The organism is Pseudomonas sp. GW821-FHT07G06 (genome assembly GCF_058986625.1).
On record NZ_JBYSVW010000009.1, the window covers coordinates 24,577 to 38,597 of the forward strand.

Below are 14,021 nucleotides of genomic sequence, written 5' to 3' on the forward strand. Positions count from 1 at the left end.
AGGGGTCGGAGAAATTATATGATTCAGACTCAATCCATGCTCGATGTGGCCGATAACAGCGGCGCTCGCCGCGTTATGTGCATCAAGGTGCTGGGTGGCTCCCATCGTCGTTACGCTGGTATCGGTGACATCATCAAGGTTACCGTCAAGGAAGCAATTCCTCGCGGTAAAGTGAAAAAAGGCCAAGTGATGACTGCTGTTGTAGTCCGCACTCGTCACGGCGTACGTCGTGCTGATGGCTCCATTATCCGCTTTGATGGCAACGCTGCTGTTCTGTTGAACAACAAGCAAGAGCCGATCGGCACCCGTATCTTTGGGCCAGTGACCCGTGAACTTCGTACTGAGAAGTTCATGAAGATCGTCTCGCTCGCCCCAGAAGTGCTGTAAGGAGATCCGACATGCAAAAGATTCGTCGTGACGACGAGATCATCGTGATCGCCGGCAAAGACAAAGGTAAGCGCGGTAAGGTGCTTAAGGTTCTCGCTAACAACCGTTTGGTTATTGGTGGTCTGAACCTGGTCAAGCGTCATACCAAGCCTAACCCGATGTCGGGCGTGCAGGGCGGTATCGTCGAAAAAGAAGCTCCGCTGGATGCTTCTAACGTCGCCATTTTCAACGGCGAAACCAACAAGGCTGACCGCGTTGGTTTCAAAGTAGAAGACGGCAAGAAAATTCGTGTCTTCAAGTCGACCCAAAAAGCGGTTGATGCTTGAACACTGCTAGGTAGATGAGACCATGGCACGACTAAAAGAGATTTACCGGAAGGAAATTGCTCCGAAACTTAAGGAAGAACTTAAGCTTTCGAACGTGATGGAAGTTCCGCGCGTTACCAAAATCACTCTGAACATGGGTCTGGGCGAAGCGATCGGCGACAAAAAAGTCATCGAGCACGCTGTTGCTGACCTGGAAAAGATCACCGGCCAGAAAGTCGTTGTGACCTACGCTCGCAAATCCATCGCTGGCTTTAAAGTCCGTGAAGGTTGGCCGATCGGCGTCAAAGTGACCCTGCGCCGTGAGCGTATGTACGAGTTCCTGGATCGTCTGCTGTCGATCTCCCTGCCTCGGGTTCGCGACTTCCGCGGCCTGAATGCCAAGTCCTTCGATGGTCGTGGCAACTACAGCATGGGCGTGAAAGAGCAGATCATTTTCCCGGAAATCGACTACGACAAGATCGATGCTCTCCGCGGTCTGGACATCACCCTGACCACCACTGCCAAGAACGATGATGAAGGCCGCGCTCTGCTGCGTGCGTTCAAATTCCCGTTCCGCAACTGATTGGAGTAGGACCATGGCCAAGATGAGCATGAAAAACCGCGAGCTGAAGCGTCAGCTCACGGTTGCCAAGTACGCCAAGAAGCGTGCAGCACTGAAAGCTATCATCGTTGATCTGAACGCAAGTCCAGAAGCGCGTTGGGAAGCTACAGTAGCCCTGCAGAAGCAGCCACGTGACGCAAGCGCCTCGCGCATGCGTAACCGCTGCCGCCTGACCGGTCGTCCACACGGTGTTTACCGCAAGTTCGGCCTCGGCCGTAACAAGCTGCGTGAAGCTGCCATGCGTGGTGACGTACCGGGTCTGGTTAAAGCCAGCTGGTAAGTACTGTCAAAGTCTCGGTGTCCAGGATCGCAAGATCCTGACCACCGGTGGCCTTGAATCTGGATCAAGCCCCTTTTGGGGCTTGATTCATTTCTGGGGTGTGTCTAGAATACCCGGCTCGCCTGAGCCCGTGTTTTTCATGCCCGGAGATTCTCGGCGACACGTAATAGCCGCAAGGCTAATTTTTTTGTATTAGGAGCGTCTAGCCCATGAGTATGCAGGACCCGTTAGCGGACATGCTAACTCGTATCCGTAATGCCCAGATGGCTGAAAAGTCCGTCGTAAGCATGCCATCTTCCACGTTGAAGGTAGCTGTTGCCAAAGTCCTGAAGGACGAAGGTTACATTGCGGGTTATCAGATCAGCAGCGAAATCAAGCCACTGCTGTCCATCGAGCTGAAGTACTTCGAAGGCCGTCCGGTTATCGAAGAAGTGAAGCGCGTTAGCCGTCCAGGCCTGCGTCAGTACAAGTCCGTCGATGATCTGCCAAAAGTTCGTGGCGGTCTCGGTGTGTCTATCGTCTCCACCAACAAGGGTGTGATGACTGATCGTGCTGCGCGCGCTGCCGGTGTCGGCGGCGAAGTTCTTTGCACTGTGTTCTAAGGGGGGATAAGCATGTCTCGCGTCGCTAAGAACCCCGTTAAGCTGCCAGCCGGTGTCGAAGTAAAATTCGCAGGCCAACAGCTTTCGGTGAAGGGTGCCAAGGGCACTCTCGAACTGAACATCCATTCGTCCGTTGAGATCGTTGAAGAAGCTGGTGAGCTGCGTTTCGCTGCTCGCAATGGCGATCAACAGACTCGCGCAATGGCTGGTACCACTCGTGCGTTGGTAAACAACATGGTCCAAGGCGTAAGCCAAGGCTTCGAGCGCAAGCTCCAGCTGGTCGGTGTTGGTTACAAAGCGCAAGCAAAAGGCACAGTGCTGAACCTGGCTCTTGGCTTCTCGCACCCAGTGGATTACGAACTGCCGGAAGGCATCACCGCTGAGACTCCTAGCCAGACCGATATCCTGATCAAGGGCATCGACAAGCAGCTGGTAGGTCAAGTGGCCGCCGAGATCCGCGACTTCCGTCCACCAGAGCCGTACAAAGGCAAAGGTGTGCGCTACGCGGACGAAGTCGTCCGTCGTAAAGAAGCCAAGAAGAAGTAGGGCATAGCAAATGACCGACAAAAAAGTTACTCGACTGCGTCGCGCTCGCAAAGCACGCCTGAAAATGCACGAACTCGAAGTCGTGCGTCTCTGCGTGTTCCGCTCTTCGCAGCACATCTACGCCCAGGTCATTTCGGCCGACGGCAACAAAGTCCTGGCAAGCGCCTCGACTTTGGATAAAGAACTGCGTGATGGTGCCACTGGCAACATCGACGCGGCCACTAAGGTTGGCCAGCTGGTCGCTACGCGTGCTAAGGCCGCTGGCGTCTCGCAGGTGGCTTTCGACCGCTCTGGCTTCAAGTACCACGGCCGCGTTAAAGCGCTGGCTGATGCTGCTCGTGAAGCTGGGCTGGAGTTCTAAGTTATGTCAAATAACGACCAAAAGCGCGACGAAGGCTACATCGAGAAGCTGGTTCAAGTTAACCGCGTAGCCAAAACCGTTAAAGGCGGCCGTATCTTCACTTTCACCGCGTTGACCGTGGTTGGTGATGGTAAAGGCCGTGTTGGCTTCGGCCGTGGCAAGTCGCGTGAAGTGCCTGCTGCGATCCAGAAGGCAATGGAAGCTGCTCGCCGCAACATGATCCAGGTTGATCTGAACGGCACCACCCTGCAGTACGCCATGAAGTCCGCTCACGGCGCTTCGAAGGTGTACATGCAGCCTGCTTCTGAAGGTACCGGTATCATCGCTGGCGGCGCTATGCGTGCTGTCCTCGAAGTTGCTGGCGTTCAGAACGTTCTGGCCAAGTGCTACGGCTCGACTAACCCGGTAAACGTGGTTCACGCCACTTTCAAGGGTTTGAAAGCAATGCAGTCTCCTGAATCCATTGCCGCCAAGCGTGGCAAAAGCGTCAAGGAGATCTTCTGATCATGGCTACCGTTAAAGTTACGCTGATCAAAAGCATGACCGGCCGCATCCCTAACCACAAACTGTGCGTTAAGGGTCTGGGTCTGCGTCGCATCGGTCACACTGTAGAAGTCCAGGATACTCCCGAGAATCGCGGGATGATCAACAAGGCTTACTACATGCTGCGTGTCGAGGGTTAATCGATGAAACTCAATGATCTGAGTCCAGCGCCGGGTTCCCGTCGCGAAAAGCATCGTCCGGGCCGTGGTATCGGTAGCGGTTTGGGTAAGACTGGTGGCCGTGGTCACAAAGGTCAGACCTCTCGCTCCGGTGGCACCATTGCTCCAGGCTTTGAAGGCGGTCAACAGCCGCTGCATCGTCGCCTGCCGAAGTTCGGTTTCGTTTCCCTGAAAGCCATGGATCGCGCAGAAGTGCGTCTGTCCGAGCTGGCCAAAGTGGAAGGCGACATCGTCACCGTGCAGTCCCTGAAAGATGCCAACGTGATCAACGTCAACGTACAGCGTGTGAAAATCATGCTGTCCGGTGAAGTGACTCGCGCTGTCACTATCGGCAAGGGAATCGGCGCCACCAAAGGTGCGCGTGCGGCTATCGAAGCAGCTGGCGGCAAGTTCGAGGAATAAATGGCTAAGCAAGGTGCTCTCTCTGCGCTCGGCAAAGGCGGTATGTCTGAACTCTGGGCTCGTCTGCGTTTTCTGTTCCTGGCGATTATCGTCTACCGAATAGGCGCACACATCCCGGTTCCAGGTATCAACCCGGACCGACTCGCGGACCTGTTTCGACAGAATGAGGGGACCATTCTTAGCTTGTTCAACATGTTTTCCGGCGGCGCGCTGGAACGGATGAGTATCTTTGCACTGGGGATCATGCCGTACATCTCGGCATCGATCATCATGCAACTGATGACCGCCGTCAGCCCGCAGCTGGAGCAGTTGAAGAAGGAAGGTGAAGCTGGCCGTCGCAAGATTAGCCAGTACACCCGCTACGGCACTGTCGTCCTCGCTCTCGTCCAGGCCATTGGCATGTCCATTGGTCTGGCGGGGCAGGGCGTTTCGTTCACTGCTGACTTCAGCTTTCATTTCGTTGCGGTAACCACATTTGTGGCAGGCGCGATGTTCATGATGTGGCTGGGTGAGCAGATCACTGAGCGTGGTGTAGGCAACGGTATCTCGATGTTGATCTTCGCAGGTATCGTCGCCGGTCTTCCGAGAGCGATCGGGCAGTCTTTCGAGTCTGCGCGTCAGGGTGATATCAACATCTTCGCCCTGGTTGCCATCGGTTTGCTGGCAGTAGCGATTATCGGTTTCGTGGTGTTCATTGAGCGTGGTCAGCGTCGTATTGCTGTTCACTACGCCAAGCGTCAGCAGGGCCGCAAGGTCTTCGCTGCGCAGACCAGCCACTTGCCGCTGAAGGTGAACATGGCCGGTGTTATTCCGGCTATTTTCGCGAGCAGCATTTTGCTGTTCCCGGCTTCGTTGGGTGCCTGGTTCGGTCAGTCTGAAGGTATGGGCTGGTTGCAGGACATCTCGCAGTCGATCGCTCCTGGTCAGCCGTTGAATATTCTGCTGTTTAGTGCAGGGATTATTTTCTTCTGCTTCTTCTATACGGCGTTGATGTTCAATCCGAAAGACGTAGCGGAAAACCTGAAGAAGTCCGGTGCCTTTATTCCGGGCATCCGTCCAGGTGAGCAGTCTGCGCGCTACATTGATGGCGTTCTGACTCGCTTGACCATGTTCGGTGCTCTTTACATGACGGCCGTCTGCCTGTTGCCCCAGTTCCTGGTGGTTGCAGCCAACGTACCGTTCTACCTTGGCGGGACCTCGTTGCTGATCGTCGTCGTGGTTGTGATGGACTTCATGTCCCAAGTACAATCGCACCTCGTTTCGCACCAGTACGAATCCCTGATGAAGAAAGCCAACCTGAAGGGTTACGGCAGCGGCATGCTGCGCTGACCCATAAGGTTCGAGGAGTTGGTGATGAAAGTTCGTGCATCGGTGAAAAAGCTGTGCCGTAACTGCAAGATTATTCGCCGCGAAGGTGTTGTTCGAGTAATTTGCAGCGCGGAACCGCGTCACAAACAGCGCCAAGGCTGAGTGTGATTGTGCTTCAAGCCCGGCAGCTAGTGCGCTGCCGGGTTGATTATTTGTTATTACAGCGATATTATCTCGCGCCCTATTTCTTGGCTTCCGGGGCGTAGGTAGCTGTCAATTGGAGTCCCACTGAATGGCCCGTATTGCAGGCGTTAACATTCCAGATAACAAGCATACTGTTATCTCGCTGACCTACATCTATGGTGTTGGTCGCACTACTGCACAGAAAATTTGTGCAGAGACTGGGGTAAACCCAGCAGCAAAGATCAAAGATCTGAGCGACGAGCAGATTGAACAGCTGCGTGGCGAAGTGGCGAAGTTCACCACTGAAGGTGACCTGCGTCGCGAAATCAACATGAAAATCAAGCGCTTGATGGACCTCGGTTGCTATCGCGGTCTGCGTCATCGTCGCGGTCTTCCAGTGCGCGGTCAGCGTACCAAGACCAACGCGCGTACCCGTAAAGGTCCGCGTAAGCCGATCCGCAAGTAATCGCCCCAGCGAATCGACAGGAATTTAATCATGGCAAAACCTGCTGCTCGTCCTCGTAAAAAAGTTAAAAAGACAGTGGTTGATGGCATCGCCCACATCCATGCATCTTTTAACAACACCATCGTGACCATCACCGACCGTCAAGGTAACGCTCTTTCCTGGGCTACCTCCGGTGGTTCGGGTTTCCGCGGTTCCCGCAAGTCCACCCCGTTTGCTGCTCAGGTAGCTGCTGAACGTGCTGGTCAAGCTGCGCTGGAATACGGCCTGAAAAACCTCGACGTCAACGTCAAAGGTCCAGGTCCAGGTCGTGAATCCGCAGTCCGCGCTTTGAACGGCTGTGGCTACAAGATCGCCAGCATCACCGACGTGACGCCAATCCCGCACAACGGGTGCCGTCCGCCGAAGAAGCGCCGCGTGTAATCCAGGAGATTGTAAAGAATGGCTCGTTACATTGGTCCAAAATGCAAACTCGCTCGTCGCGAAGGCACCGATCTCTTCCTGAAGAGCGGCGTGCGCGCGATCGAATCGAAGTGCAACATTGAAGCAGCACCTGGTATCCACGGCCAACGCCGCGGTCGCCAGTCCGACTACGGCACCCAACTGCGTGAAAAGCAGAAGGTCCGTCGTATCTACGGCGTTCTCGAGCGTCAATTCAGCGGCTACTACAAAGAAGCTGCTGGCAAGAAAGGTGCAACCGGTGAGAACCTGCTGCAACTGCTCGAATGCCGTCTGGACAACGTTGTATACCGTATGGGCTTTGGTTCGACTCGTGCCGAATCCCGTCAGCTGGTATCGCACAAGTCGATCAGCGTAAACGGTCAGACCGTTAACGTTCCGTCCTACCAGGTTCGTGCTGGTGACGTGGTTGCTGTTCGCGAGAAAGCAAAAAATCAACTTCGCATTGTCCAAGCTCTCGATCTGTGTGCCCAACGTGGCCGCGTAGAATGGGTAGAAGTAGACACTGAGAAGAAGTCGGGCGTTTTCAAGAACGTTCCAGCTCGCAGTGATCTGTCCGCCGACATCAACGAAAGCCTGATTGTCGAGCTCTACTCCAAGTAAGGGCTAGAAAATAGGTGCATCCATGCAGATTTCGGTAAATGAGTTCCTGACACCCCGCCACATTGATGTGCAGGTTGTCAGTCCAACCCGCGCCAAGATCACTCTCGAGCCTCTCGAGCGTGGTTTCGGCCATACCCTGGGCAACGCGCTGCGCCGCATCCTGTTGTCCTCAATGCCCGGCTGTGCAGTAGTCGAGGCCGAGATTGACGGTGTGCTCCACGAGTACAGCGCCATCGAAGGTGTACAGGAAGACGTAATTGAAATCCTGTTGAACCTTAAAGGTCTGGCTATCAAGCTGCACGGTCGTGACGAAGTTACGCTGACCTTGTCGAAGAAGGGTTCGGGGGTGGTTACCGCTGCCGATATTCAGCTGGATCATGATGTCGAGATCGTTAATCCCGATCACGTAATCGCTAACCTGGCGTCTAACGGCGCCCTGAACATGAAGCTCGTAGTAGCTCGTGGTCGTGGTTATGAACCGGCAGACTCGCGTCAGAGCGATGAAGACGAAAGCCGCAGCATCGGTCGCTTGCAGCTTGACTCTTCGTTCAGCCCGGTTCGCCGTATCGCATACGTGGTGGAAAACGCCCGTGTCGAGCAGCGTACTAACCTGGACAAGCTGGTTATTGATCTGGAAACCAACGGTACTCTGGATCCTGAAGAGGCTATTCGCCGCGCTGCAACCATCCTGCAACAGCAGTTGGCTGCGTTCGTCGACCTCAAGGGTGACAGTGAGCCAGTGGTTGTCGAGCAGGAAGACGAGATCGATCCGATCCTGCTTCGCCCGGTTGACGATCTGGAACTGACTGTACGTTCGGCTAACTGCCTTAAGGCGGAAAACATTTACTACATCGGTGACCTGATTCAGCGTACCGAAGTGGAACTGTTGAAGACTCCGAACCTGGGCAAGAAATCCTTGACTGAAATCAAGGACGTTCTGGCCTCCCGCGGTCTGTCCCTCGGCATGCGCCTCGACAACTGGCCGCCTGCAAGTCTTAAGAAGGACGACAAGGCGACTGCCTGATCGTCGTAATCACCGAACGTAGTGTTTGGTAAGGAATGAACCATGCGTCATCGTAAAAGTGGTCGTCACCTGAGCCGCACCAGCTCGCACCGCAAGGCCATGTTCCAAAACATGGCGGTGTCGCTGTTCGAGCACGAGCTGATCAAAACGACTCTGCCAAAAGCCAAAGAACTGCGCCGCGTTGCCGAGCCGCTGATCACTCTGGCCAAGACAGACAGCGTTGCTAACCGTCGTCTGGCTTTCGACCGTACTCGTTCGAAAGCTATCGTTGGTAAGCTCTTCAACGACCTGGGCAAGCGTTACGCTACCCGTGAGGGTGGCTACCTGCGCATCCTCAAGTGCGGTTTCCGCGCTGGCGACAACGCGCCTATGGCGTACGTCGAGTTGGTTGATCGTGCTACTGCTGGCGAAGCTGTATCTGCCGAGTAAGACGTCAGTCTGAAACAAAGAACCGGGCCTAGTGCCCGGTTTTTTGTGCCTGTAAGAAATGTACCTTCGTATAATCCTTGAATCCTTCCCCTTGTCATATTATCGGTCGGGGGCTGATCATTAGTTATTTTCTATCGATGCCTGCAAGTTAATGAATTTGTAGGTGTAACATTGATGATCAATACTCCTTCTCAGCCGATAGCCGGCAGTTCAAGACCGACAGAGGAAGGAAGATCGCATGAGCCAGAACAAAACGCTTACCACCGCCAGTGGCGCTCCTGTTGCCGATAACCAGAATTCCCGTTCCGCCGGCCCTCGTGGCCCGCTGCTGCTCGACGACTTTCATCTGATCGAGAAGCTTGCCCACTTCAACCGTGAAAACATCCCTGAGCGCCGTGTGCACGCCAAAGGCTCGGGTGCCTACGGTACGTTCACCGTGACGCGCGATATCACTCAATACACCAGCGCAAAGCTGTTTGAGGCAGTCGGCAAGCAAACCCCGACTTTCCTGCGGTTTTCCACCGTGGGCGGTGAGCGTGGTTCGGCGGATACCGAGCGTGATCCACGCGGGTTTGCCTTGAAGTTTTACACCGAGGAAGGCAACTGGGACATCGTCGGTAACAACACTCCCGTGTTCTTCATTCGCGATCCACTGAAGTTTCCGGACTTCATTCACACCCAGAAGCGTTTGCCGCAAAGCAACCTGAAGAGTGCCCAGGCGATGTGGGACTTCTGGTCGCATTCGCCCGAGGCGATGCACCAGGTCACCATCCTGTTTTCCGACCGGGGTATCCCTGACGGATACCGTCACATGCACGGCTTCGGCAGCCACACGTACAGCCTCATCAACGCTCAAGGCGAGCGCCACTGGGTGAAGTGGCACTACAAGACCAAACAGGGGATCAAGAACCTTGCTCCTGCCGAGGCTGCGCGCCTGGCGGGCACTGATCCGGATTACGCCCAGCGCGACTTGTTCAATGCCATCGAGCAGGGTGATTTCCCGAAGTGGCGCGTGTGCATTCAGATCATGAGCGAGGCTCAGGCAGCCGCGCACTACGAGAACCCGTTTGATGTCACCAAAACCTGGTCGCAGAAAGAGTTTCCACTGATTGAAGTCGGAGAGCTGGAGCTCAATCGCAATCCGCAGAACTACTTCGCGGAAGTCGAGCAAGCGGCGTTCGGTCCCAGCAATATGGTGCCAGGTGTTGGTCTGTCGCCGGATCGTATGCTGCAAGGGCGGGTGTTCGCCTACGCGGATGCTCACCGCTACCGTGTCGGCACCAACCACCAACAGTTGCCAGTCAACGCTCCGCGCAGTCCGGTCAACACCTATCAGCGCGACGGCTCGATGGCCTTTGGCAGCAATGGCGGTGCGGCGCCGAACTACGAGCCCAATAGCTACGTCGAGTCACCGAAGCAGGCACCTCGTTACGCAGAGCCCGCGTTGGCACTCAGCGGTGCGGCCGATCGTTACGACCACCGCGAAGACACGGATTACTACAGTCACGCCGGCGCGTTGTTCCGCTTGATGTCTGAACAGCAGAAATCACTGCTGGTCAGCAACATCGCCGGTGCGATGGCGGGGGTGTCGAGTGATGTGGTTGATCGCCAGCTGCAACATTTCTACAAGGCTGACCCGGCGTATGGAGAAGCAATCGCAAAGCTGCTCAACGTACAGCTTAACGAAGTCTAAATGAGAAGCAGAACCGCCCTTGTTTGGGCGGTTTTTGCGTTATTTCAGCTGGTTTTCTCAGAATATCTTCGCTTTTATTGCGTCTTGCGAGTGACGATACGGGCATGTTGGTTCAAACTACAACTTTCAGGCAGGGAGATGTAGGGCGATGCAAGGCCACCCAGATGTGATCGATTACCTCAACACGTTGCTGACCGGCGAACTGGCCGCGCGTGATCAATATTTCGTCCACTCGCGGATGTATGAGGACTGGGGTTTCACCAAGCTCTACGAACGAATCAACCACGAGATGGAAGAGGAAGCAGGGCACGCTGATGCCTTGATGCGCCGGATTCTGATGCTTGAGGGCACTCCGCGCATGCGGCCGGACGATCTCGATGTCGGCACCACGGTGACCGAGATGCTCGAAGCGGATTTGCGCCTGGAATACAAGGTGCGGGCTGCGCTGTGCAAGGGCATCAAACTCTGCGAGCAGCACAAGGACTACGTCAGCCGCGAAATGCTGCGGGTTCAATTGCATGACACCGAAGAAGATCACACTTACTGGCTAGAGAAGCAGCTGGGTCTGATCAAGTTGATCGGGCTTGAGAACTACCTGCAATCCCACGCCTGATTCAGCGAATACAAAAAAGCCCCTGTCACCGATGAAGTGACAGGGGCTTTTTCATGGCGTCCGGTTAAGCCCGGTCACGCTCCAGCAGCGGCTTGAGGTAGTAGCCGGTGTGAGACTGCTTCATCTCTGACACTTCCTCCGGTGTGCCGACGGCGATGATCTGGCCGCCCTTGGAACCACCCTCAGGACCGAGGTCCACCAGCCAGTCGGCGGTCTTGATCACGTCCAGGTTGTGCTCGATGACCACCACGGTGTTGCCGTGGTCGCGCAGGCGATGCAGCACGTCCAGCAGTTGCTGGATATCCGCGAAGTGCAGCCCTGTGGTCGGTTCATCGAGGATGTACAGCGTCTTGCCGGTATCACGCTTGGACAATTCGCGGGACAGTTTCACCCGCTGGGCTTCACCTCCGGAGAGCGTGGTCGCCGATTGCCCCAGCTTGATGTACGACAGGCCGACATCCATCAACGTTTGCAGCTTGCGCGCCAAGGCCGGTACGGCATCGAAGAACACCCGCGCTTCCTCGATGGTCATCTCGAGGGTTTCGTGGATGCTCTTGCCCTTGTACTTGATCTCCAGGGTTTCACGGTTGTAGCGCTTGCTCTTGCACACGTCGCACGGCACGTAGATGTCCGGCAGGAAGTGCATCTCGACCTTGATCAGGCCGTCGCCCTGGCAGGCTTCGCAACGCCCGCCCTTGACGTTGAAGGAGAAGCGCCCCGGGCCGTAGCCACGGGAGCGGGACTCCGGCACGCCGGCGAACAACTCGCGGATCGGTGTGAACAATCCGGTGTAGGTCGCCGGGTTGGAACGCGGTGTGCGACCGATCGGGCTCTGGTCGATATCAACCACCTTGTCCAGGTGCTCCAGGCCCTTGATGCTGTCGTGGACGGCTGCCTCAAGTGTTGTTGCGCCGTTCAACGCCGTGGCGCTCAAGGGGAACAGCGTGTTGTTGATCAGCGTCGATTTACCCGAGCCGGATACGCCGGTGACACAGGTCAGCAGGCCGATCGGAATCTCCAGGTCGACATTGCGCAGGTTGTTGCCACGCGCGCCCTTGAGCGCCAGCGTCAGCTTCTTGTTGCGCGGCGTACGTTTGGCCGGGACTTCGATTTTCACCCGGCCCGACAGGTATTTGCCCGTCAGCGAGTCCGGGTGTGCCATGACCTCGGCCGGTGTGCCTTCGGCGACGATATGTCCGCCGTGCACGCCGGCGCCCGGGCCGATGTCCACCACGTAGTCGGCCAGGCGGATCGCGTCTTCGTCGTGCTCGACCACGATCACCGTGTTGCCGATATCGCGCAGGTGCTTGAGCGTGCCCAGCAGCCGGTCGTTATCGCGCTGATGCAGGCCGATGGACGGTTCGTCGAGGATGTACAGGACACCCACCAGCCCGGCGCCAATCTGGCTGGCCAGACGAATACGCTGGGCCTCGCCACCGGACAAGGTGTCGGCACTGCGATCCAGCGACAGATAGTCTAGGCCGACGTTGACCAGGAACTGCAGGCGTTCGCGGATTTCCTTGAGGATCTTGTCGGCAATTTCGCCACGGCGACCGGTGAGCTTGAGCCCGCCAAAATAGTCGGACGCATCGCCGATCGGCAGGTTGGTCACCGCCGGCAGGGTTTTCTCGCCGACCCACACGTGCCGCGCCTCACGGCGCAGGCGGGTGCCGCGGCAGTCCGGGCATGACTGGGTACTGAGGAACTTGGCCAGCTCCTCGCGCACCGATGCCGATTCGGTTTCGCGGTAACGGCGCTCCAGGTTCGGCACGATGCCTTCGAACGGGTGCGAGCGTTTGACGATGTCGCCACGGTCGTTCAGGTATTTGAAGTCGACGTTTTGCGAACCGCTGCCGTGCAGGATGAATTTCTGCTGGTCGGCGGGCAGTTCGTTGAACGGTACTTCCAGACTGAACTTGTAGTGCGAGGCCAGCGAGCCGAGCATCTGGAAGTAATAGACGTTACGCCGGTCCCAGCCACGAATCGCCCCTTCGGCCAGGGTCAGTTCGCCGTTGACCAGGCGCTTGATGTCGAAGAACTGCTTTACCCCCAGACCATCACAGGTCGGGCAGGCGCCGGCCGGGTTGTTGAAGGAGAACAGCTTGGGTTCCAGCTCGCTGATGGCGTGGCCGCAGATCGGGCAGGCGAAGCGTGCAGAGAAGATCATCTCCTCACCCGGCTCGTCGTCCATCGGCGCTACCAGGGCGATGCCGTCTGCCAGTTTCAACGCGGTTTCGAAGGATTCGGCCAGGCGTTGTTGCAGGTCGGCGCGAACCTTGAAGCGGTCGACCACGACATCAATGGTGTGTTTTTTCTGCTTGTCGAGCTTGGGTGCTTCGTCCAGCTCGTAAAGCTTGCCGTTGATTCGGGCGCGGACAAAACCCTGTGCGCGCAGTTCTTCGAAAACCGACAGGTGCTCGCCTTTGCGCTCGCGGATGACCGGGGCCAACAGCATCAGTTTGCTGCCCTCCGGTTCGGCGAGGACCAGGTCGACCATCTGGCTGACGGTCTGCGCTTCCAGCGGAATGTCGTGGTCCGGGCAACGGGGAATGCCCACGCGTGCATACAGCAGGCGCAGGTAATCGTAGATTTCGGTAATGGTGCCGACCGTCGAACGCGGGTTGTGCGAGGTCGACTTCTGTTCGATGGAGATCGCCGGCGACAGGCCTTCGATGGTGTCGACGTCAGGTTTTTCCATCATCGACAGGAACTGCCGGGCATAAGCCGACAGCGATTCGACGTAGCGGCGCTGGCCTTCGGCGTACAGGGTGTCGAAAGCCAGGGACGACTTGCCGGAGCCGGACAGGCCGGTGATGACGATCAGCTTGTCCCGTGGCAGGGTCAGGTCGATGTTCTTCAGGTTGTGGGTTCGAGCCCCACGAATCAGGATCTTGTCCAAGGTGGCCTCGCTCGGCGGGCGTCGAAAACGTAAGAGTATACGGCCAAATACTGGATGGATGCACACTATCAAACGGGTGGGCTACTGTCATACATGAAGAGTGTGTCAGCAATGCGCGTC

Annotated in this window: 20 protein-coding genes; 19 read left to right on the forward strand and 1 reads right to left on the reverse strand. The window is 56.5% G+C overall.

Annotated elements, in window-relative coordinates:
• Nucleotides 1-18: 18 nt before the first annotated feature.
• The 19 genes from rplN to bfr all read left to right on the forward strand — a co-directional run bounded on the left by rplN (nt 19) and on the right by bfr (nt 11,002).
• Nucleotides 19-387, forward strand: a complete 369-nt coding sequence (rplN, locus tag AC3WJW_RS16250) for a 50S ribosomal protein L14 (protein ID WP_002555479.1) — start codon at nt 19-21, stop codon at nt 385-387.
• A gap of 11 nt (nt 388-398) precedes the next feature.
• Nucleotides 399-713, forward strand: a complete 315-nt coding sequence (gene rplX / locus AC3WJW_RS16255; protein WP_003176416.1) for a 50S ribosomal protein L24 — start codon at nt 399-401, stop codon at nt 711-713.
• A gap of 22 nt (nt 714-735) precedes the next feature.
• Nucleotides 736-1,275 (forward strand): 50S ribosomal protein L5, encoded by a 540-nt coding sequence (gene rplE, locus AC3WJW_RS16260; RefSeq protein WP_003210069.1) that lies wholly within the window; start codon nt 736-738, stop codon nt 1,273-1,275.
• 13 nt (nt 1,276-1,288) lie between these two features.
• On the forward strand, nt 1,289-1,594 hold the full coding sequence (gene rpsN / locus AC3WJW_RS16265) for a 30S ribosomal protein S14 (RefSeq protein ID WP_003176414.1): 306 nt from the start codon (nt 1,289-1,291) through the stop codon (nt 1,592-1,594).
• Between the two features lie 209 nt (nt 1,595-1,803).
• Complete coding sequence (gene rpsH, locus AC3WJW_RS16270) at nt 1,804-2,196, forward strand: 30S ribosomal protein S8 (RefSeq protein ID WP_003186040.1); 393 nt, start codon at nt 1,804-1,806, stop codon at nt 2,194-2,196.
• A gap of 12 nt (nt 2,197-2,208) precedes the next feature.
• A complete protein-coding gene (gene rplF / locus AC3WJW_RS16275; RefSeq protein ID WP_003176412.1) occupies nt 2,209-2,742 on the forward strand; it encodes a 50S ribosomal protein L6 in 534 nt (177 codons plus the stop codon).
• 10 nt (nt 2,743-2,752) lie between these two features.
• Nucleotides 2,753-3,103 (forward strand): 50S ribosomal protein L18, encoded by a 351-nt coding sequence (gene rplR / locus AC3WJW_RS16280; RefSeq protein ID WP_003186037.1) that lies wholly within the window; start codon nt 2,753-2,755, stop codon nt 3,101-3,103.
• 3 nt (nt 3,104-3,106) lie between these two features.
• Nucleotides 3,107-3,607: a 30S ribosomal protein S5 gene (gene rpsE / locus AC3WJW_RS16285; protein WP_003186035.1), complete on the forward strand. Its 501-nt coding sequence runs from the start codon at nt 3,107-3,109 to the stop codon at nt 3,605-3,607.
• Nucleotides 3,608-3,609: 2 nt separating this feature from the next.
• A complete protein-coding gene (rpmD, locus tag AC3WJW_RS16290) occupies nt 3,610-3,786 on the forward strand; it encodes a 50S ribosomal protein L30 (protein ID WP_003176408.1) in 177 nt (58 codons plus the stop codon).
• A 3-nt stretch (nt 3,787-3,789) separates the two neighbouring features.
• Nucleotides 3,790-4,227, forward strand: coding sequence for a 50S ribosomal protein L15 (rplO, locus tag AC3WJW_RS16295; protein WP_003228720.1), 438 nt, complete (start codon nt 3,790-3,792; stop codon nt 4,225-4,227).
• Nucleotides 4,228-5,556, forward strand: coding sequence for a preprotein translocase subunit SecY (gene secY, locus AC3WJW_RS16300; RefSeq protein ID WP_015097035.1), 1,329 nt, complete (start codon nt 4,228-4,230; stop codon nt 5,554-5,556).
• Nucleotides 5,557-5,580: 24 nt separating this feature from the next.
• Entirely contained in the window at nt 5,581-5,697 is a 117-nt protein-coding gene (rpmJ, locus tag AC3WJW_RS16305) for a 50S ribosomal protein L36 (RefSeq protein ID WP_002555468.1), read from the forward strand.
• A gap of 130 nt (nt 5,698-5,827) precedes the next feature.
• Nucleotides 5,828-6,184: a 30S ribosomal protein S13 gene (gene rpsM / locus AC3WJW_RS16310; RefSeq protein ID WP_009045849.1), complete on the forward strand. Its 357-nt coding sequence runs from the start codon at nt 5,828-5,830 to the stop codon at nt 6,182-6,184.
• Nucleotides 6,185-6,214: 30 nt separating this feature from the next.
• Nucleotides 6,215-6,604, forward strand: a complete 390-nt coding sequence (gene rpsK / locus AC3WJW_RS16315) for a 30S ribosomal protein S11 (RefSeq protein WP_002555466.1) — start codon at nt 6,215-6,217, stop codon at nt 6,602-6,604.
• 18 nt (nt 6,605-6,622) lie between these two features.
• Complete coding sequence (gene rpsD / locus AC3WJW_RS16320; protein ID WP_003176404.1) at nt 6,623-7,243, forward strand: 30S ribosomal protein S4; 621 nt, start codon at nt 6,623-6,625, stop codon at nt 7,241-7,243.
• 22 nt (nt 7,244-7,265) lie between these two features.
• On the forward strand, nt 7,266-8,267 hold the full coding sequence (locus AC3WJW_RS16325; protein ID WP_007970428.1) for a DNA-directed RNA polymerase subunit alpha: 1,002 nt from the start codon (nt 7,266-7,268) through the stop codon (nt 8,265-8,267).
• Between the two features lie 42 nt (nt 8,268-8,309).
• Entirely contained in the window at nt 8,310-8,696 is a 387-nt protein-coding gene (rplQ, locus tag AC3WJW_RS16330; protein ID WP_007970429.1) for a 50S ribosomal protein L17, read from the forward strand.
• A gap of 238 nt (nt 8,697-8,934) precedes the next feature.
• A complete protein-coding gene (locus tag AC3WJW_RS16335; protein ID WP_493726676.1) occupies nt 8,935-10,389 on the forward strand; it encodes a catalase in 1,455 nt (484 codons plus the stop codon).
• A 148-nt stretch (nt 10,390-10,537) separates the two neighbouring features.
• Nucleotides 10,538-11,002 carry a bacterioferritin gene (bfr, locus tag AC3WJW_RS16340; RefSeq protein ID WP_007970123.1) on the forward strand — a complete coding sequence of 155 codons (465 nt, stop codon included), beginning with the start codon at nt 10,538-10,540 and terminating at the stop codon, nt 11,000-11,002.
• 64 nt (nt 11,003-11,066) lie between these two features.
• On the opposite strand, the gene uvrA is transcribed toward bfr, so the two are convergent.
• Complete coding sequence (uvrA, locus tag AC3WJW_RS16345; protein WP_218431045.1) at nt 11,067-13,901, reverse strand: excinuclease ABC subunit UvrA; 2,835 nt, start codon at nt 13,899-13,901, stop codon at nt 11,067-11,069.
• Nucleotides 13,902-14,021: the final 120 nt, after the last annotated feature.